The following is a 19,076-nucleotide window of genomic DNA, read 5'->3' as shown; positions in this document are numbered from 1 at the left end:
GACCAGAGATGACCCAGCCCGTCCGTGCCGCACGGGGCAGCCAGCTCACCGCCCGTGGGTGGCCGCAGGAGGCCGCCCTGCGGATGCTCATGAACAACCTCGACCCCGAGGTGGCCGAACGCCCCGACGACCTGGTGGTCTACGGCGGCACCGGCAAGGCCGCGCGGGACTGGCCGTCGTACCACGCGCTGGTCCGCACGCTGACCGACCTGCGCGAGGACGAGACGATGCTGGTGCAGTCGGGCCGTCCGGTCGGGGTGATGCGCACCCACGAGTGGGCACCCCGGGTGCTGCTGGCCAACTCCAACCTGGTCGGCGACTGGGCTACCTGGCCGGAGTTCCGCCGGCTGGAGCAGCTGGGCCTGACCATGTACGGGCAGATGACCGCCGGCTCGTGGATCTACATCGGCACCCAGGGCATCCTCCAGGGCACCTACGAGACGTTCGCCGCCGTGGCCGCCAAGCGGTTCAAGGACACCCTCGCGGGCACGCTGACGCTCACCGCCGGGTGCGGCGGGATGGGCGGCGCGCAGCCCCTCGCGGTCACCATGAACGGCGGCGTCTGCCTGATCGTCGACGTGGACCGGACCCGCCTCGACCGCCGGGTGCACGACCGCTACCTGGACGAGGTGGCCGACTCGCTGGACGACGCGGTGCGGCGGGTGCTGGCCGCGAAGCGGGACCGGCGCGCCCTCTCCGTCGGCGTGGTCGGCAACGCCGCAGAGGTCTTTCCCGAGCTGCTGAACCGGGGCGTCGAGATCGACATCGTGACCGACCAGACCAGCGCGCACGACCCGCTGGCGTACCTGCCGGTGGGGGTGGAACTGGCCGACGCCCGGGATTACGCGGCGGCGAAGCCAGCCGAGTTCACCGACCGGGCCCGGGCGTCGATGGCGAAGCACGTCGAGGCGATGGTCGGCTTCCTCGACGCCGGCGCCGAGGTCTTCGACTACGGCAACTCGATCCGGGGCGAGGCGCAGCTCGGCGGCTACCAGCGCGCCTTCGCCTTCCCCGGCTTCGTGCCGGCGTACATCCGGCCGTTGTTCTGCGAGGGCAGGGGCCCGTTCCGGTGGGCGGCGCTCTCCGGCGACCCGGCCGACATCGCCGCCACCGACCGGGCGATCCTGAAGCTGTTCCCGGAGAACGAGTCGCTGGCCCGCTGGATCAAGCTGGCCGGTGAGCGGGTCGCCTTCCAGGGCCTGCCGGCCCGGATCTGCTGGCTCGGCCAGGGCGAGCGGGACAAGGCAGGTGTGCGATTCAACGACATGGTCGCCTCCGGCGAGCTTTCCGCCCCGGTGGTGATCGGCCGGGACCATCTGGACACCGGCAGCGTGGCCAGCCCGTACCGGGAGACCGAGGGAATGGCCGACGGCTCCGACGCGATCGCCGACTGGCCGCTGCTCAACGCACTGGTCAACACGGCCAGCGGTGCCTCCTGGGTGTCCATCCACCACGGCGGTGGGGTGGGCATCGGCCGCTCCATCCACGCCGGGCAGGTCTGTGTGGCCGACGGCACCGCCCTCGCCGGGCAGAAGATCGAGCGGGTACTCACCAACGACCCGGCCATGGGTGTGATCCGTCACGTCGACGCCGGCTACGACTCCGCCCGCGAGGTCGCGGAACGCACTGGCGTCCGCGTCCCGATGACGGAAGGGCCGGCGTGACCGACGACCTTCCCGGCCGGTTCCGGACGCTGTGGGACGAGCTCGCGCCGATCGGGCGGGACGCCGGCAGCGGCGGCTACCTGCGCTACGCGTTGACCGAGCCAGAGCTGGAGCTACGCAACTGGTTCCGGTCGCAGGCCGACCGCCGAGCCATGCCGGTCACCGAGGACGGCAACGGCAACCTCTTCGCGCACTGGGGTGACCCGGAGGCCGGGGACGCGGTGCTGACCGGCAGCCACTTCGACTCGGTGCCGCACGGCGGGGCGTACGACGGGCCGCTCGGCATCGTCAGCGCGTTCCTCGCCGTCGACGAATTGCGCGCCGCCGGCGTCACGCCGGGCCGACCGCTGGTGCTGGGCGCGTTCGTCGAGGAGGAAGGGGCACGCTTCGGCGTACCGTGCCTGGGGTCGCGGCTGCTCACCGGCGCGCTTCTGGTCGACCGCGCGGCCGGACTGCGCGACGCGGCCGGGGTGAGCTTCGCCGAGGCGCTCGGCGACCAGCCCGCAGGCGCCCGCCCGGAGCTGCTGGGCCGGTTCGGCGCCTTCGTGGAGCTGCACGTCGAGCAGGGCCGCGCGCTGGTCGAGACGGACGCGCCGGTCGCGGTGGCCAGCGCCATCTGGCCGCACGGCCGGTGGCGCTTCGACGTCGTCGGCGAGGGCAACCACGCGGGCACCACCCGGATGGCCGACCGCCGCGACCCGATGCTCACCTACGCGTTCACCGTGCTGGCGGCCAACAAGGAAGCCCGGCTGCGCGGCGCGCACGCCACCGTGGGCCGGGTCGCCGTCGAGCCGAACGCCACCAACGCCATCCCGTCGAAGGTCACCGGCTGGCTGGACGCCCGGGCCGCCGACCCGGAGACCCTCTCCGGATTGGTCGACGCGGTGCGGGGCAAAATCGCCGAGCGGGCCCGTCGCGACGGTACGGCGGTGACGCTGACCGAGGAGTCAGCGACGCCGCTGGTCGCCTTCGACGGCGGGCTGGCCGGCCGGCTGGCCACACTGCTCGACGCGCCGGTGCTGCCCACCGGCGCGGGACACGACGCCGGAGTGCTCGCCGCGCACCTGCCCACCGCCATGCTCTTCGTGCGCAATCCGACCGGGGTGTCGCACTCCCCCGCCGAGGCGGCCACCGACGCCGACTGCGCCGCCGGGGTACGGGCTCTGGCCCGCGTCCTCCAGGAGCTGACATGCCGGTGACCCCGACCCGCTGGCTCGCCGAGTACGCCTGGCTGCCCAACTACGCCGAGCCCACGCCCGACGTGCTGATCGAGACCGACGGGGAGCGGATCACCGGCGTGACGCCGCTGACCACCGGAAGCCGGCCACCCGCCGGGGTCGAGGTGTACGCCGACGCCGTGCCACTGCCCGGGCTGACCCTGCCAGGGCTGTCCAATGTGCACTCGCACGCGTTCCACCGGGCACTGCGCGGGCGCACCCACGGCGGCCGGGGCGACTTCTGGAGCTGGCGGGACCGGATGTACGCCGTCGCGGACCGCCTGGATCCGGACACCTACCTCGCCCTGGCCCGGGCGGTCTACGCCGAGATGGCGCTGGCCGGGATCACCTGCGTCGGCGAGTTCCACTACCTGCACCATCGCCCCGACGGCGGCGCCTACGACGACCCGAACGCGATGGGTGCGGCCCTGGCCGAAGCCGCCGCGCACGCCGGAATCCGGCTCACCCTGCTGGACACCTGCTACCTGACCGCCGGCGTGGACGGTCGGGCGCTGGCCGGGCCGCAGCGGCGTTTCGGTGACGGCGACGCGACCCGGTGGGCCGAGCGGGCGGCGGCGTTCCAACCGACGGACGGGCACGCGCGGGTCGGCGCTGCCGTGCACTCGGTGCGGGCGGTCCCCGCCGACCAACTCGGCACGGTGGCCGCCTGGGCACGGGACCGGTCGGCGCCGCTGCACGTGCACCTCTCCGAACAGCCCGCCGAGAACGACGAGTGCCGGGCCGTACACGGCCGCACGCCGACCGCGCTGCTCGCCGAGCACGGCGTGCTCGGATCGAACACCACGGCCGTGCACGTCACCCACCCGACCAGCGGTGACCTGACGCTGCTGGGGGAGAGCCGGACCGGGGCGTGCCTCTGCCCGACAACCGAGCGGGACCTGGCCGACGGGATCGGCCCGGCGCGGCGGATGGCCGACGTGGGGATCCAGCTGAGCCTGGGCAGCGACAGCCACGCCGTGATCGACCTCTTCGAGGAGGCCCGGGCGGTGGAGCTGGACGAGCGGCTGCGCACCCGGCGGCGCGGCCACTTCACCCCGGTAGAGCTGCTCAGCGCCGCCAGCGCCGCCGGGCACGCCGCGCTGGGCTGGGCCGACGCCGGGCGGATCGCCGTGGGAGCGCGCGCCGACCTGGTCACGGTACGGCTGGACAGCGCCCGCACCGCCGGGGTGCCGCCGGTTGGCGCGTTCTTCGCGGCCGGGGCGGCGGACGTCGAGCAGGTCGTGGTGGACGGCCGGGTGGTGGTGGCCGAGGGCAGGCACCTGAGCGTGGACGTGCCGGCCGAGTTGGCGGCCTCGATCGAGGCGGTGACACCGGCATGAGCAGCCTGCTGGTCGACAACATAGGGGAGCTGGTCACCAACGGCGCTGGCGAGGGCCCGCTGGGCATCCGCCGCGACGCGGCCGTGCTGGTCGAGGACGGCCGGGTGGCCTGGGTCGGGCCGGCGTCGTACGCGCCGGCCGCCGACCGGCGGGTCGACGCCGGTGGGGCCGCCGTGCTGCCCGGCTTCGTGGACAGCCACGCACACCTGGTCTTCGCCGGCGACCGGGCCGCCGAGTTCGCCGCCCGGATGGCCGGACAGCCGTACACCGGCGGCGGCATCCGGACCACGGTCGGCGCGACCCGGGCCGCCAGTGACGACGAGCTGCGGGCCACCGTACGCCGGTTGCGCGGGGAGGCGCTGCTCCAGGGCACCACCACCATGGAGATCAAGAGTGGGTACGGGCTGACCGTCGCCGACGAGGCCCGCTCGCTGCGGATCGCCGCCGAGACCAGCGCCGAGACCACCTTCCTCGGCGCGCACGTGGTGCCCGCCGAGTACGCCGGCCGTCCCGACGACTACGTCGGGCTGGTCTGCGGGCCGATGCTGGCCGCAGCCGCGCCGCACGCGAAGTGGATCGACGTGTTCTGCGAGCGGGGCGCCTTCGACGTCGACCACGCCCGGGCCGTCCTCGCCTGCGGGCAGGCCGCCGGGCTGGGCGTGCGGGTGCACGCCAACCAGCTCGGCCCCGGCCCCGGTGTCCAGCTCGGCGTGGAACTGGACGCCGCCAGCGTCGACCACTGCACCCACCTCAGCGACGCCGACGTGGACGCGCTGGCCTCGGCGACCACCGTGGCCACCCTGCTGCCCGGTGCCGAGTTCTCCACCCGCTCGCCCTACCCGGACGCCCGCCGGCTGCTCGACGCCGGCGTCACCGTCGCGCTGGCCACCGACTGCAACCCCGGCTCGTCGTACACCTCGTCCATGCCGTTCTGTGTGGCCCTCGCCGTCCGCGAGATGCGGATGACCCCGGCGGAGGCGGTCCGGGCCGCGACGCTGGGCGGCGCGCGGGCGCTGCGCCGCGACGACATCGGCGTGCTCACCCCCGGCGCCCGGGCCGACCTCGTCGTCCTGGACGCCCCCTCGTACCTGCACCTGGCCTACCGGCCCGGTGTTCCACTGATCCGCCAGGTCCTGCTCAACGGAGTGCCCCAATGACGACCGTGACCATCCAACCCACCGGAATCTCCGCCGACGACGTGCTCGCGGTGGCCCGCGGCACCGCCACCGTGGTCCTCGACCCGGCCACCCGGGAGGCGATGGCGACCAGCCGCGCGATCGTGGACGGCATCGAGGCCGCCGGGCGGCCCGTGTACGGCGTCTCGACCGGGTTCGGGGCGCTGGCCAACACCTTCGTCGCCCCGGAGCGGCGGGCCGAGCTGCAACACGCGCTGATCCGCTCGCACGCCGCCGGGGTGGGCGCGCCGATGCCGCGCGAGGTGGTCCGGGCGATGATGCTGCTACGGGTCCGGTCGCTCGCCCTGGGCCGCTCCGGAGTCCGCCCGCTGATCGCCGAGGCGCTGGTCGACCTGCTCAACCACGACATCACCCCGTGGGTGCCGGAGCACGGCTCGCTGGGCGCCTCCGGCGACCTGGCGCCGCTGGCGCACTGCGCGCTGGTGCTGCTCGGTGAGGGCTGGGTGCTCGGCCCGGCCGGCGATCGGCAGGACGCAGGGGACGCGCTGGCCGCGGCGGGGCTCAAGCCGATCGAGCTGGCCGCCAAGGAGGGGCTGGCGCTGATCAACGGCACCGACGGGATGCTCGGGATGCTGCTGCTGGCCATCCACGACGCGGCGCACCTGTTCGCCATGGCCGACGTGACCGCCGCGCTGGCGATCGAGGCGATGCTCGGCTCGGAGCGGCCGTTCCTTCCCGAGCTGCACGCGATCCGGCCGCACCCCGGCCAGGCGACGTCGGCGGCGAACATCCACCGGCTGCTGCAGGACTCGAGGGTGATGGACTCGCACCGCGACGACCTGGCGCACGCCGTGCAGGACGCGTACTCGATGCGCTGCGCGCCGCAGGTGGCCGGCGCGGCCCGGGACACCCTGGACTTCGTCCGCACGGTCGCGGGTCGGGAGCTGGTGTCCGTGGTGGACAACCCGGTGGTGCTGCCGGACGGCCGGGTCGAGTCGACCGGTAACTTCCACGGCGCGCCGCTCGGCTTCGCCGCGGACTTCCTCGCCATCGCTGCCGCCGAGGTGGGCGCGATCGCCGAGCGCCGGGTGGACCGGCTGCTGGACGTCACCCGCTCCCGGGAGCTGCCGGCGTTCCTCTCCCCCGACGCCGGGGTGAACTCCGGGCTGATGATCGCTCAGTACACGGCGGCCGGGATCGTCGCGGAGAACCGGCGACTGGCCGCCCCGGCCTCGGTGGACTCACTGCCCACCAGCGGTATGCAGGAGGACCACGTCTCGATGGGCTGGGCGGCGGCCAAGAAGCTGCGCACGGTGCTGGACAACCTGACCAGCCTGCTCGCGGTGGAGCTGCTGGCCGGCGTACGCGGCCTTCAGCTGCGTGCCCCGCTGGAGCCGTCGCCGGCCGGCCGGGCCGCGGTCGCCGCACTGGGCGGAGCGGCCGGTGAGCCGGGCCCGGACGTGTTCCTCGCCCCGGTGATGGAGGCGGCCCGCGCGGTGCTGGCCGGACCGGAACTGCGCGCCGCCATCGAACGGGAGGTCGGCCCGCTGGGCTGACCTCTGCGGGGTCGCTGTCGTCCGCTGCGGGTCAGGCGGCGGGCGGCAGCACCTTGGCGACCAGCTTGGCCAGCTCGCGCAGCGCCTTGCCGCGGTGGCTGATCGCGTCCTTCTGCTCCGGGGTCAGCTCGGCGTTGGTCCGGTCCTGCCCGTCGCCCAGGAAGATCGGGTCGTAGCCGAACCCTCCATCGCCACGCGGGGCGCGCAGCACCCGCCCGGACTGCCGGCCGTCGACCAGGTGCTCCTTGCCACCGGGCAGCACCAGCGCCACCGTGCAGACGAAAGAGGCGGCTCGCTCCTCGTCGGGCACGTCGGCGATCTGATCCAGCACCAACTGGAGGTTGGCACGGTCGTCGCCGTGCTGGCCGGACCACCGGGCGCTGAACACACCCGGCATCCCGTTGAGCGCGTCCACCGCCAGCCCGGAATCGTCGGCGATGGTCGGCAGCCCGGTACGCCGGCAGCCCTCCCGCGCCTTGATCAGCGCGTTCTCGCCGAAGGTCAGGCCGGTCTCTGGCAGCTCCGGGTACTGCTCGACGTCATCCAGCCCGAGCAGGGCGATCCGGTGCGCGCCGAGCGCGCCGTCCAGGATCCGCTGGAGTTCCACCAGCTTCTTGCGGTTGCGCGTGGCGAGCAGGACCTTGTTCATGAGAGATCACCTTTGTTCGCGGCTACGGGGCTCGCAAGCTCACTCCTCGCGCTCACGAGCCGAGGGCCTTCCGCTGGGCTTCGGCCAGGTCCGCGCAGCCGGCGACGGCCAGGTCGAGCAGGGCGTCGAGCTGCTCCCGGGCGAACACGCCCGCCTCGCCGGTGCCCTGCACCTCCACGAAGTCGCCCGCACCGGTGCAGACCACGTTCATGTCCACCTCGGCGGCCACGTCCTCCTCGTAGCAGAGGTCGAGCCGCGCCTCGCCGGCGATGATCCCCACGCTGACCGCAGCCACCGAGCGGTGCATCACCTTCTCCGGCTTCCCGGCCAACGCCTTGCGGGCGGCCAGCCAGTCCACCGCGTCGTGCAGCGCCACGTACGCGCCGGTGATCGCGGCGGTCCGGGTGCCGCCGTCGGCCTGGAGCACGTCGCAGTCGAGCACCACCGAGTTCTCGCCCAGCGCCTTCAGGTCGATGCAGGCACGCAGGCTGCGGCCGATCAGCCGGGAGATCTCATGGGTCCGGCCACCGACCCGACCCTTGACGCTCTCCCGGTCGGAGCGGGTGTTGGTGGCCCGGGGCAGCATCGCGTACTCGGCGGTCACCCAGCCGAGCCCGGAGCCCTTGCGCCAGCGGGGCACCCCCTCGGTGACGCTCGCCGTGCAGAGCACCCGGGTGCCGCCGAACTCGACGAGCACCGAGCCCTCCGGATGGGTGCTCCAGCCTCGGGTCAGGGTCACCGGTCGAAGTTGATCGGGCCCTCGCCCGTCAGGTCGCGCCATGCCTGCACCCTATGTGGTGCGGTGATCTCCCTGCCCCGGGGTGCCCCGACCGGACTCCGCGCCGTGCACCCGGAGGAATCCGGCGACGGCCGCCGGCCAGCCGAACTCCTCGGCCCGGGCCCGGGCAGCCCGCCGCCGCTCCGCCTCCGGCCGGGCCGCCAGCCGGGTCACCGCCGCGGCCACCGACGCCCCCGAGCCGTACGCGGCCAGCCCCGCCGTCCCGACCACCTCGGGCAGCGCGCTGGCCGCGTTGACCACCACCGGGGTGCCACAGGCCAGCGCCTCCAGCCCGGCCAGGCCGAAGGTCTCCACCGGGCCGGGTGCCAGCACCACGTCCGCGCTGGCGAGCAGCGCGGCCACCGCGGCGCGGTCGGGCAGGAAGCCGGTGAACGTGACCGGCAGGTCGGCGGCGCGGCGGGCCAGCGCGGTGCGCAGCGGGCCGTCCCCGGCCATCACCAGCACCGCCGGCACGCCGGCCCGGCGCAGCTCGGCCAGCGCCCGCACGGCCAGCTCGGGGCGTTTCTCCGGGGACAGCCGGGCGCAGTGCACCAGCAACAGCTCGGTCGGGTCGGCGTAGCGCTCACGCAGCCGCGGGTCGGCCCGGTCCGGACGAAAGGTGTCCAGGTCCACCCCGAGCGGCACCAGGTCCACGTTGTCCGCGCCAATCCGGTCGAACTCCTCGGCCGCCCAGCGGGTGGTGCACACGATCCGGTCGTACGCCCGGCTGGTCGCCCGGTTGAGCAGGTCGGCGGTCGGTCGGCGCAGCGCGTCCGGCACGCCCCACTGGCCGAGCAGCCCGGTCAGCGACTCGTGCGAGACCATCACCGACGGCACCCCGTGCGCCTTCGCCCAACTCCCCGTCCAGCGCAGCGACGACCGGTCGGAGACCTCCAACCGGTCCGGCGCCAACTCGGCGAGCACCCGGGCCAACCGGCGCCGACCGGCGAGCAGCCGGTAGCCGCCGCTGCCGGGCAGCTCCGGCCCGGGCAGAGTGACGACCCGACCCCACGGGTGCCTCTCGTCGGTGGCCCGTGGGCCGGGTATCACCAGCACCGGATCGTGCCCGGCCGCCCGGTAGCCCTCGCCGAGATGCCGCAGCGCGGTGCGCAGGCCGCCGGAGCGCGCGGTCACGAAGTTGGCGAGCCGCACGATCCGCAGCCCACCGGCGGTCCCGGTCACGACGCGGCTGGCAGGCCGACGGTGGCGGCCCCGGCCCGTACGGCGTGATAGTGGCCGATCAGCTCGTCGCCGACCGCGGCCCAGCTACGCCGGCCCACGGCGGCCCGGGCGGCCAGCCCGTACGCCCGCCGCCGGTCGGCGTCGGCGGCCAACTCGGCCACCGCGTCCGCGAGCGCGTCCCCGTCGTTCGGCGGCACCAGCAGCCCGGTCACCCCCGGGTCGACCAGGTCGACCGGCCCGCCGCTGGCCGGCGCCACCACCGGCACGCCGGAGGCCAACGCCTCCTGGAGGGTCTGGCCGAAGGTCTCGTGCGGACCCGTGTGCACGAACAGGTCCAGGCTGGCGTAGAGCCGAGCGAGGTCCTCGCCGTGCTGCACCCCCAGGAAGTTCACCCCGGGCAGCGCCCGCGCCAGTTGGCGGCGGGCCGGGCCGTCGCCGGCCACCACCACCCGTACGCCCGGCAGCCGGGAGGTCGCCGCCAGCAGCTCCACCCGCTTCTCCGGGGCCAGCCGGCCGACGTAGCCGACCAGCAGTTCCCCGCCGGGGGCCAACTGGTGGCGCAGCGCCGCGCAGCGCTTGGCCGGGTCGAACCGGACGGCGTCGACGCCCCGGCGCCACAGCCAGATCCGCTGTACCCCGTTGGCGATCAGGTCGGCCGCGGCCCGGGTGGACGGGGCGAGGGTGCGCTGCGCCGAGTTGTGAATCTCCCGAAGCCGACGCCAGGCTGCCGCCTCACCCCAGCCCACCCGGTACGCCCGGGCGTAGGCCGCGACGTCGGTCTGGTAGACCGCCACCGTGGGCAGCCGGTGCCGGCTGGCCAGTGTGGCCGCCCGAGCGCCGAGGATGAACGGACTCGCCAGGTGGACCACATCTGGCTCGGCCGACAGCAGCGCCCCGGCCAGCCGGGTGGTGGTCGGCACGCCCAGCCGGAACCCCTGGTATCGGGGCAACGGCACGCTGGGGATGCGCACCACCGGGTACGGCAACCCGTCGGTGTCCTGCCGGCCGGCCCCGGACGGGGCGGGCGCGATGACGACCGGCTCGTGGCCCCGGGCGAGCAGGTGTTCCGCCGTCCGCACCACGGAGTGCGCGACGCCGTTCACGTCCGGCGGGAACGACTCGGTCACGATGGCGATCCGCATGCCCACACCGTGCGGGTGCCACGGGTGCGCCAGACGACCGTCCGCTGACCGGCTGGCGAACAGTACGGCACAAGACCGCTGGCCGACCCGGAAGACCGGGACGCGGTGGGTCAGACGTCGTAGCTGGCGCCGGCCCGGACCACCTCGAGCGGCCCGGTGTACGCACCGGCGGCCGACTCCAGCGTGTGCGCCTCGCTGCCCCAGGCGGCCACCAGGTGGGTGAGCAGCAGCCTGCCCACCACGGCCTTGGTCGCCGTCTCACCAGCCTCCCGGCCGGTGAGGTGCAGATCCGGCGGATTGTCCGCGCCGTCGAGGTAGCTGGCCTCGCACAGGAAGACGTCGGCGTTCTGGGCCAGCCGCAGCAGCGCGTCGCAGGGCGCGGTGTCCGAGGAGTAGCAGAGCGATCGGCCGCCGTGCTCCAGCCGCACGCCGTACGTCTCGACGGGGTGGTTGACCCGGTCGACGGTGACCGTGAACGGCCCGATCGGGAAGGTGCCCGGTTGGAGGGCGTAGAACTGGTAGACGTCCTCCACGGTGCCGTCGTCGCCGTAGGCGGCACTGAGCCGGTCCGGTGCGCCGGAGGGCGCGTACACCGGCAGCGCCGGGCGGGGGCCGTCCGGGGCGTACCGGCGGACCACCACGTACGACACGGCGTCGAGGATGTGGTCGCAGTGCAGGTGGGTCAGCAGGATCGCGTCCGGGGCGTGCAGCCCCGCGTACCGCTGGAGGCTGGACAGCGAACCTGAGCCGAAGTCGACCAGGAGCCGGAAGCCGTCCGCCTCGACGAGGTAGGCCGAACACGGCGACTCGGGGCCGGGGAAGCTCCCGGCGCAACCCAGAACGGTCAGTCGCATCGAGTCGTCTCGCTGTCACTGTCAGTAGCATCCGTGTCGGCCATCGTCCAGGCCGTGATCTCTACCGACGCGTGCGCCACGCTGCGCAGCCTACGCCGGGGTACCCGGCAGCAAGAATCATCCTTTGGAAGTTGTCACGAACGTGACACCTGTTCACGAGGCTGTGGACAGCGTGCGGGCCGCCGACGCGAGCGTCGACGGCCCGTACAAACCGACCGGATTGTTCAGGCCCAGAGCTGGCCCTCCAGGGCGTCCTCGGCGTCGGCCAGCGTCCCGCCGTACGCGCCGGTGGACAGGTACTTCCAGCCGCCGTCGCAGACCACGAAGGCCACGTCGGCACGGCGACCGTCGCGGACCGCCTCATGCGCCACCGCGAGCGCGGCGTGCAGGATGGCGCCAGTGGAGAAGCCGGCGAAGATGCCCTCCACGTCGACGAGCTGCCGGGTGCGCAGCACCGCGTCCCGGGTGCCCACCGAGAAGCGCCGGGAGAGCACCGAGGCGTCGTAGAGCTCCGGCACGTACCCCTCGTCGATGTTGCGCAGGCCGTAGACCACCTCGCCGTAGCGCGGCTCGGCGGCCACGACCTGGATGCCGTCGACCTTCTCCCGCAGGTAGCGCCCGGTGCCCATCAGGGTGCCGGTGGTGCCCAGCCCGGCCACGAAGTGCGTGATGGTGGGCAGGTCGTGCAGCAGTTCCGGGCCGGTCGTCTCGTAGTGCGCCCGGGCGTTCGCCTCGTTGCCGTACTGGTAGAGCATCACCCAGTCCGGGTGCTCGGCGGCGATCTGCTTGGCCGTGGCGACGGCCTGGTTGGAGCCACCCGGCGCCGGCGAGAAAATGATCTCAGCCCCGTACATCCGGAGCAGCTGGACCCGCTCGGTGGAGACGTTCTCCGGCATCACGCAGACCAGCCGGTAGCCGCGCAGCTTGGCCACCATGGCCAGCGAGATGCCGGTGTTGCCACTGGTCGGCTCCAGGATGGTGTCACCCGTCCGGAGCCGGCCGGACTCCTCCGCGGCGCGGACCATGAACAGCGCCGCGCGGTCCTTGATGCTGCCGGTCGGGTTCCGGTCCTCCAGCTTGGCCCAGAGCCGCACCGGAGGCGCCCCGTCGGGCACCGTCGGGGAGAGCCGGGGCAGGCCGACCAGCGGCGTGCCCCCGCAGGCGTCGAGCAGGCTGTCGTACCGCGCCATGGCGACCGCCCTCAGCGGGCAGCGACGGCGCCGCGAGCCACCGCAGCCGCGGCGCTGTGCTGACTGATCGCCGCCGCCGCGGCGCTGTGCTGGCTGATCGCCGCTGCCGCGGCGAAGCCGAACGCGCCGCCGGCCACGGCCGGCAGGATGGTGACGCTGTCGCCATCGGCGAGCTTGGCGTCCAGCGCGCCGAGGAAGCGGACGTCCTCGTCGTTGACGTAGACGTTGACGAAGCGGTGCAGCGTGCCGGCCTCGGTGACCAGCCGGCCCCGCAGCCCGCCGTGCCGGGAGTCCAGATCGGCGAGCAGGTCGCTCAGGGTGTCGCCGGCGCCTTCGACGACCTTGGCGCCGCCGGTGTAGCTGCGCAGGATGGTGGGGATGCGAACCTCAATGGCCATGATGTCGTGCTCCTCGTTCAGGTGTGCCTACGGTGACGGGACGAAACGGGTGCGGCTGCTGACGGGTCAGCGGCCGGAACACTCGTAGTCGACCGTCGCCGGGCTCTGCCCGAACATGTAGGACTGGACGGCATGCGGGTCGACCCCGGCCTCCACGATCCGGACCGGCTCCTCGGCGACCACACCGTCGACGATCCGGAACGACCGGATCTCCTCCGAGTCGGGCTCGCGGGTCGAGACGAGCAGGTAGTGCGCGCCCGGCTCACCGGCGAAGGAGACGTCCGTCCGCGAGGGGTACGCCTCGGTGGCGGTGTGCGAGTGGTAGATGACCACGGGCTCCTCGTCCCGGTCGTCCATCTCCCGCCACACCCGCAGGTGCTCCATCGAGTCGAACTCGTAGAAGGTCATCGACCGCGCGGCATTGTCCATCGGGATGTGCCGGGTCGGGGTGTCGCTGCCGACGGGACCGGCGACCACGCCGCACGCCTCGTCGGGGTGGTCCCGGCGCGCGTGGGCGACGATCGCGTCGATGATCGACCGGTCGATGCTCAGCACGTGTTCCAGCCTAACGCCTGCCGGGCACGGGCCGAAGTGGTGCCGGTCACCGCTAGTCGATCAAGGCGTTGAGCAGCGACTCCTGCAGATATCCCAGGTACGCGTAGACCGACAGCTGGAACACCCGGCTGGAGGCCGGGTCCTCGGCCACCGCGTCGTCCAACTCCTCGCCCAGGTCCGTGCCGTCCTTGATCTCCAGCCGGACGCCCATCGCCAGCCGGGCGTCGTTCAGCGCCCGCAGCCACGCCTCGGCCGCCTCGGCGTCCAGCCGCACCTCGCCGCCGGCCTCGTCGGGCAGCGCCGCCAGGATCGCCCCGGCCTGGTCGATCTTCGCGGTCTTCAGGTCGCCCTCGGTGTAACGGCGGAACTCGGCGGAGCCGGCCGCGTCCTCCGGGTAGACCGCCGGGAAGAGCCGGCCGACAACCGGGTCGGTGTGGTCGAAGCCGTCGGTGAGCAGGCCGACCACCTCGGAGGCGACCTTGCGCAGCACCCGCACCTCGTCGACGGCGAAGGTGGCGACGTAGCGGCCGGCCTGGCGACGGAACATGCTCACGAGCGGTCCACCGTCGCCCACAGCCCATACGCGTGCAGCTGCGACGCGTCGTGCTCCATGCGTTCCCGGGCGCCGGTGGAGACCACGGCCCGGCCCTTGTGGTGCACGTCCAGCATGAGCTGCTCGGCCCTCTCCCGGCTGTAGCCGAAAAGCTTCTGGAAGACCCAGGTCACGTACGTCATCAGGTTGACCGGGTCGTCCCACACGATCGTCACCCATTGCCGGTCAGACGCCGGCACCTCGTCAGTGTCCGGCGTCTCGACCGGTGCAACCTGCGGAGCCGCCATGCCCCCCATCGTGCCACCGGTTTCCCGGAACCGAGGAACCGGAACGCCGGCCCGGCGAGGATCGCCCACTCCGGCCGCCCCGGACCCGCCCTGGACGTCGCCGAACGGGAGGTGTGGTACCGACCCGGGTCGGGGGGCAGCCACGCCGTCAGGCGAGCAGGATGCCGTGGTCGACTGCATCGGAGAGCACCGCGCCCAGCGAGAGGCGGATCACCTCGAACCGTCGGGAGATCTCCCGGGACAACCCCAGCTCAACCTCCCACAGCGCCCGCTGGGACCACGCCCGCGCGGCGTTGCGGTCGTCGTTGCCGGGAGTGCGCCACGTCTGCCAGCACCCGCCGGAGAGCGCCACCGCGACCGGCGGGAACACCTCGTCGCGGGACGCCGCCGGATAGCCGGACAGCGCGTCGATCGCCTCCGGGCCGGTCAGATTGGCCACCCCGGCCGTGCTGGTGATCAGCAACACCCGGTCCAGGTCGCGACCATGCCGGTGGTCAGCCAGGCCGTACTGCACGGCCGTGGCGATCCGGCGCCGCACGCCCTCGGCCAGCGGAGCGCCGAGCACCCGGGCCGCGGCATCGGCCACGATGCCCCGCACCGCGTGGTCGCACTGGGCGGTGGCCAACAGCGACAACGCGGCCATCTCCCGGTCCAGCAGCTCGGGCAGGCCGGCGCAGCCGACCCCGAAGACGATCTCCTGAACCACCCGCAGGTGGGTGTTCGCCAACTCCAGCGCGAGGTGCTGGCGGATCCGCTGGGCGCAGGAGCGGGTCTGCCGGTCAAGCTGCTCGGACCAGTCCCCCGGGTCAGCGACCACGGCCACCCGGTCGTGCTGGCCCGGCAGCACCGGCGGATCCACGCTGGCCCGATGCAACCCCTCGTCGGCCGACCAACCCACCAGCGCCCGGCGCAAATCCGCAGCGGTGTCGGCGTCGGCGACCGGGAACCACCGCGCTCCGGCCAGCGAGGGCACCGCGGCCAGCAGCACCGCCCGGTGCGCCTCCACGGTCACCGCGACCGGGTCGACCTCGCCGGGCAAACCGCCGGCCGGCGGGACGGACGCCCCCGCGTCCTCCGTCGTCGCCGCGCCGTCGGGCACCGGCGCCCAGCCCGCCGCGCCGGGGGTGACCGCGAAGACGACCTTCACCGGGGCGGGGGCCACCTCGGCGAGCAGGTTCAACTCCGCGGCGGTGAACGCCTGGTCGGCCGCGATCACGAAGAGCAGCGCGCCGGCCCGGCCAACCGCGTCGAGCAGCACCCGACCCCCGGCCACGCCGAGCGTGCCGCTGTCCGGCGTGTCGATCAGGGTGAAGTGCCGCAACAGCGGCTCCGGCACGCTCAACTCGACACGCCGGGGCGGGCGGGCCAGCGCCGGGCCGGCCGCGTCCCGGTCCGCGCCGTACGAGTGCGGCTGGCGGTAGCCCGGCACGTACGCCGCACGGGTGGGCTCCTTGGCGTGCCGCACCACCAGCCAACTGCCCGCCGGCACGGTGAGCATGACCGGGTCGAGCCCGAGCAGGGTGGCGAGCACCGCGCGCCGCTCGGCGCCGGCCGGGCCGACGGCGACCACGCCGAGCGGCTCCTCCGGAGCGGGGCCGGTCACCCCGACCTGGGTGGGCAGCGGGCCGCCGCGCGGCAGCTCGACTGAGCCGGCCATGTCGTCCGACGAGTCGACCGAGGGGAGAGGGCCCTGCTTCATCAGGTGGCCTCCCAGGGCAGGCGACCGGCGCGCCGGTCGCGTTGAAAATCCGGTGACAGTACCCGTATATCGGAACAGTACGGGCGGCCCGATGACCGGACGGAACACTACACATACTCACCGGTAATCACGAGATTACTCAACTTCGGTGCGTGACGGTCCGCACGCAGACAGGTTTCGATGGATATGCTGCCCGGATGAGTCGATGGAAGTTCGTCGGCCGAACCGACGAGCTCAACCGCCTGCTGGCTGCGGTGACCGGCGAGGCCGGCCGGGGGCTCTTCTTCAGCGGCAGCGCGGGCATCGGCAAGAGCCGGCTGCTGCGCGAGGGCGTCAGCACCCTGCCCACCGACCGGTACGCGATCTGGTCCATCGCGGCCAGCGCCACCACCGCCGCACTGCCGTTCGGCGGGCTGGTGCAGGTCCTCCCCGCCGAGCAACCCCAGGGGCTCTCCCCCGCCGGCATCCTGCGCTGGGCCCTGGGCGTGCTGCACCAGCAGGCGGCCGGCCGCCGGATCGTGCTCGCCATCGACGACGCGCATCTGCTCGACCCGCCCTCGGCCGCGCTCGTGCATCTCGTCGCCCGGGACGAGAACGCCACCGTGGTCGGCACCCTGCGCGACGGCGAGCAGATCCCGCTGCCGATCCGGGCACTCTGGACCGACGACCTGGTCGAGCACATCGAGCTGACCCCGATGCCACAGGCGGAGACCGCCGGCCTGCTGGCGTCGATCCTGGATGGCCCGGTCGACGCCGGCTCCGCCGACCGGCTCGGCCGCCTCTCGTCCGGCAACCCACTGCTGCTGCGCGAGCTGGTGCACGCCGCCAACGGCAGCGCGGAGCTGAAGCGCACCTACGGCATCTGGAAGTGGACCGGGCGCCTGGAGCTGGCACCCAACCTGACCGACCTCATCGACACCCGGGTCGGGCAGCTCACCGACGGCGTCCGCACGGTCGTCGAGCTGGTCGCCTTCGGCGAACCGCTGGGCCTGCACCTCCTCAACCTGGCCGCCGACCCGGTCGACGTGGAGATCGCCGAGGAACGCGGGCTGATCAGCGTCGTACAGCGCGACCGGCGGACCGACGTCCGGCTGGCCCACCCGCTCTACGGCGAGGTGATGCGCCGCCGCTGCCCGGTCAGCCGCACCCGACGACTCCAGGCGCACCTCGCCGAGCTGTTGGAGCGGGTCGGCAAGCGCCGCCGCGACGACCTCCTGCGGGTGGCGGTGTGGCGGCTCGACTCGGGCACCGCGCAGGACGCCGCCCTGCTGGTGGACGCCGCGGTGCAGGCGTTCACCCGCTACGACGTGCCACTGGCGACCCGGCTGGCCCGCGCCGCGCTGAACGCCGACGGCGGCTCGGACGCGGCGGAGCTGCTGGCGACCATCCTGATGTTCGCCGACCGGCCGGACGAGGCGATCGACGTCCTCGACGCGGTGACTCCCGAGCCCGGCGACGAGCGGCGGCTCTGCCGGTGGCTGACCGTGCGGGGGATGGTCAGCTACTGGGGGCTGAGCCAGGAGTCCACGGTGGAGGAGATGGCGAGCCGGGTCGAGCAGCTCAGCGACTCCGCCGACCGGTCCCGGGTGCACGCCTTCGAGGCGATCATGCGACTGCATCGGCTGGACACGACCACCGCCGTGCGGCTCAGCCAGCGGGTGCTGGACCGGCCGGCAGCGAGCGTTGCCGCCCGCGAGCTTGCCCGCAGCACCATCGCGTACGTCCAGGCCGCGCAGGGCCAGCTCGCCCGCAGCGGTACGGCGATCGCCCAGGTGCACTCCGCGGCGGCCAGCTGGCGTACCGACATGCCGTACCTGCAACTGGCCCTGGAGCTGGCCCGGGGCACCCGGCTCATGCTCACCGGCGACCTGGCCGGGATCGACGCGATCGTGGCCGACGAGTTCGCCGACCTCGCGGGCGCCGGTGACTTCCGGCTCGGCACCGGGTACCTGGCCATCCTCCAGGCGTACGCGGCCCGCCTGCGCGGGCAGAGCGACGCGGCGATGCGGGCCTCGCTGGGCGCCTGCGCGGTGCTGGCCACGAGCCGGGTCTACGCCGGTCTGGCCCAGGCCGAGCGGGCCCAGGCGGCGGCCCTGCGCGGCGATGCGGCGCAGGCAGCGGAGGCGATGGCCGAGGCGGACCGCACCCACTCGCCGAGCATGGCGGTGCTCTATCCGTGGCTGGAGCAGGCCCGAGGCGCCGTGCTCGCCGCGTCGGGCGACCTGCCCGGCGCAGCCAAGCAGCTCACCGATCTGGTGGACCGGCTGCGCGCGGACGGCTTCGCGGGGCACGAGGTGCACGTCCTGCACGACCTGGTCCGGCTGGACCAGGCCGGCGCACCGGTCGGGCCGACCTGCTCCGACGGCGGCCGGCGCACCGTCGCGCAACGCCTCGCGGAGCTCTCCGAGCGGGTCGACGGGGTGCTCCCGCCACTGCTGGCCCGGCATGCCCGGGCCGCGGTGACCGACTCCGCCCCGGGTCTGCTCGCGGTCGCCGACGACTACGCCGCGCTGGAGCTGCACGTGTACGCCGCCGAGGCCACCGCCCAAGCGCTGCACCGGCTGCGGCAGCAGCACTCGCCGGCGGCCGGTGAGGCCCGGGAGCGCCTGGCCGGGCTGCTCGGCCGCTGCGAGCTGATCCGCACGCCGGCGCTGCACGCCGGGGCGCCGGTGCTGACCGAACGGGAGTGGCAGGTGGCCCGCCTCGCCGCCCACGGTGCGACCAGCAAGGCCATCGCCGAGCGGCTCTATCTCTCCGCCCGCACCGTCGAGAACCACCTCCAGCGGATCTACACCAAGCTCGGCGTGACCGCCCGGGCCGAGCTGTGGGCTGCGCTGCGATCGATCCCGGGGCACGAAAGCGGCGACTCAGGCTGA

Annotated in this window: 17 protein-coding genes; 6 read left to right on the top strand and 11 right to left on the bottom strand. The window is 73.9% G+C overall.

Annotated features, from left to right (window positions below):
- Positions 1–8 precede the first annotated feature (8 nt).
- Genes hutU through hutH form a run of 5 tightly spaced genes read left to right on the top strand, consistent with a single transcriptional unit; the run spans position 9 to position 6,913 of the window.
- A complete protein-coding gene (hutU, locus tag OG470_RS13280; RefSeq protein ID WP_328424138.1) occupies positions 9–1,664 on the top strand; it encodes a urocanate hydratase in 1,656 nt (551 codons plus the stop codon).
- Positions 1,661–2,863 (top strand): allantoate amidohydrolase, encoded by a 1,203-nt coding sequence (locus tag OG470_RS13275; RefSeq protein ID WP_328424136.1) that lies wholly within the window; start codon positions 1,661–1,663, stop codon positions 2,861–2,863. Before hutU ends, OG470_RS13275 begins: the two co-directional genes overlap by 4 nt.
- Positions 2,854–4,221, top strand: coding sequence for a formimidoylglutamate deiminase (locus OG470_RS13270; RefSeq protein WP_328424134.1), 1,368 nt, complete (start codon positions 2,854–2,856; stop codon positions 4,219–4,221). Before OG470_RS13275 ends, OG470_RS13270 begins: the two co-directional genes overlap by 10 nt.
- On the top strand, positions 4,218–5,378 hold the full coding sequence (hutI, locus tag OG470_RS13265) for an imidazolonepropionase (RefSeq protein WP_328424132.1): 1,161 nt from the start codon (positions 4,218–4,220) through the stop codon (positions 5,376–5,378). Before OG470_RS13270 ends, hutI begins: the two co-directional genes overlap by 4 nt.
- Entirely contained in the window at positions 5,375–6,913 is a 1,539-nt protein-coding gene (hutH, locus tag OG470_RS13260) for a histidine ammonia-lyase (protein WP_328424130.1), read from the top strand. Before hutI ends, hutH begins: the two co-directional genes overlap by 4 nt.
- Before the next feature lie 31 nt (positions 6,914–6,944).
- Here the strand turns inward: hutH and rdgB are convergent, their stop codons facing one another.
- The 11 genes from rdgB to OG470_RS13205 all read right to left on the bottom strand — a co-directional run bounded on the left by rdgB (position 6,945) and on the right by OG470_RS13205 (position 16,200).
- Positions 6,945–7,562 (bottom strand): RdgB/HAM1 family non-canonical purine NTP pyrophosphatase, encoded by a 618-nt coding sequence (gene rdgB, locus OG470_RS13255; RefSeq protein ID WP_328424128.1) that lies wholly within the window; start codon positions 7,560–7,562, stop codon positions 6,945–6,947.
- A 52-nt stretch (positions 7,563–7,614) separates the two neighbouring features.
- Entirely contained in the window at positions 7,615–8,343 is a 729-nt protein-coding gene (gene rph, locus OG470_RS13250) for a ribonuclease PH (protein WP_328424126.1), read from the bottom strand.
- 9 nt (positions 8,344–8,352) lie between these two features.
- Positions 8,353–9,522, bottom strand: a complete 1,170-nt coding sequence (locus tag OG470_RS13245; RefSeq protein WP_328424124.1) for a glycosyltransferase — start codon at positions 9,520–9,522, stop codon at positions 8,353–8,355.
- A complete protein-coding gene (locus OG470_RS13240) occupies positions 9,519–10,664 on the bottom strand; it encodes a glycosyltransferase family 4 protein (RefSeq protein WP_328424121.1) in 1,146 nt (381 codons plus the stop codon). Before OG470_RS13240 ends, OG470_RS13245 begins: the two co-directional genes overlap by 4 nt.
- Before the next feature lie 110 nt (positions 10,665–10,774).
- Entirely contained in the window at positions 10,775–11,518 is a 744-nt protein-coding gene (locus tag OG470_RS13235) for an MBL fold metallo-hydrolase (protein ID WP_328424119.1), read from the bottom strand.
- A gap of 224 nt (positions 11,519–11,742) precedes the next feature.
- Complete coding sequence (locus OG470_RS13230; RefSeq protein WP_328424117.1) at positions 11,743–12,708, bottom strand: PLP-dependent cysteine synthase family protein; 966 nt, start codon at positions 12,706–12,708, stop codon at positions 11,743–11,745.
- An 11-nt stretch (positions 12,709–12,719) separates the two neighbouring features.
- Positions 12,720–13,106: a MoaD family protein gene (locus OG470_RS13225; RefSeq protein ID WP_328424115.1), complete on the bottom strand. Its 387-nt coding sequence runs from the start codon at positions 13,104–13,106 to the stop codon at positions 12,720–12,722.
- Positions 13,107–13,172: 66 nt separating this feature from the next.
- Positions 13,173–13,661 carry a M67 family metallopeptidase gene (locus tag OG470_RS13220; RefSeq protein WP_328424113.1) on the bottom strand — a complete coding sequence of 163 codons (489 nt, stop codon included), beginning with the start codon at positions 13,659–13,661 and terminating at the stop codon, positions 13,173–13,175.
- A 52-nt stretch (positions 13,662–13,713) separates the two neighbouring features.
- Positions 13,714–14,208 (bottom strand): DUF2017 domain-containing protein, encoded by a 495-nt coding sequence (locus OG470_RS13215; RefSeq protein WP_172899170.1) that lies wholly within the window; start codon positions 14,206–14,208, stop codon positions 13,714–13,716.
- A gap of 2 nt (positions 14,209–14,210) precedes the next feature.
- Entirely contained in the window at positions 14,211–14,501 is a 291-nt protein-coding gene (gene clpS, locus OG470_RS13210) for an ATP-dependent Clp protease adapter ClpS (RefSeq protein WP_088946433.1), read from the bottom strand.
- Between the two features lie 148 nt (positions 14,502–14,649).
- Complete coding sequence (locus tag OG470_RS13205) at positions 14,650–16,200, bottom strand: hypothetical protein (RefSeq protein WP_328424111.1); 1,551 nt, start codon at positions 16,198–16,200, stop codon at positions 14,650–14,652.
- 197 nt (positions 16,201–16,397) lie between these two features.
- Here OG470_RS13205 and OG470_RS13200 point away from each other — a divergent pair, with 197 nt between their 5' ends.
- A complete protein-coding gene (locus OG470_RS13200) occupies positions 16,398–19,076 on the top strand; it encodes a LuxR C-terminal-related transcriptional regulator (protein ID WP_328424109.1) in 2,679 nt (892 codons plus the stop codon).

This window comes from Micromonospora sp. NBC_00389 (assembly GCF_036059255.1).
Classification (GTDB): Bacteria; Actinomycetota; Actinomycetes; order Mycobacteriales; family Micromonosporaceae; genus Micromonospora.
The sequence above is the reverse complement of the archived record's forward strand: the minus strand, read 5'-3'. Positions and strand labels throughout refer to the sequence as shown.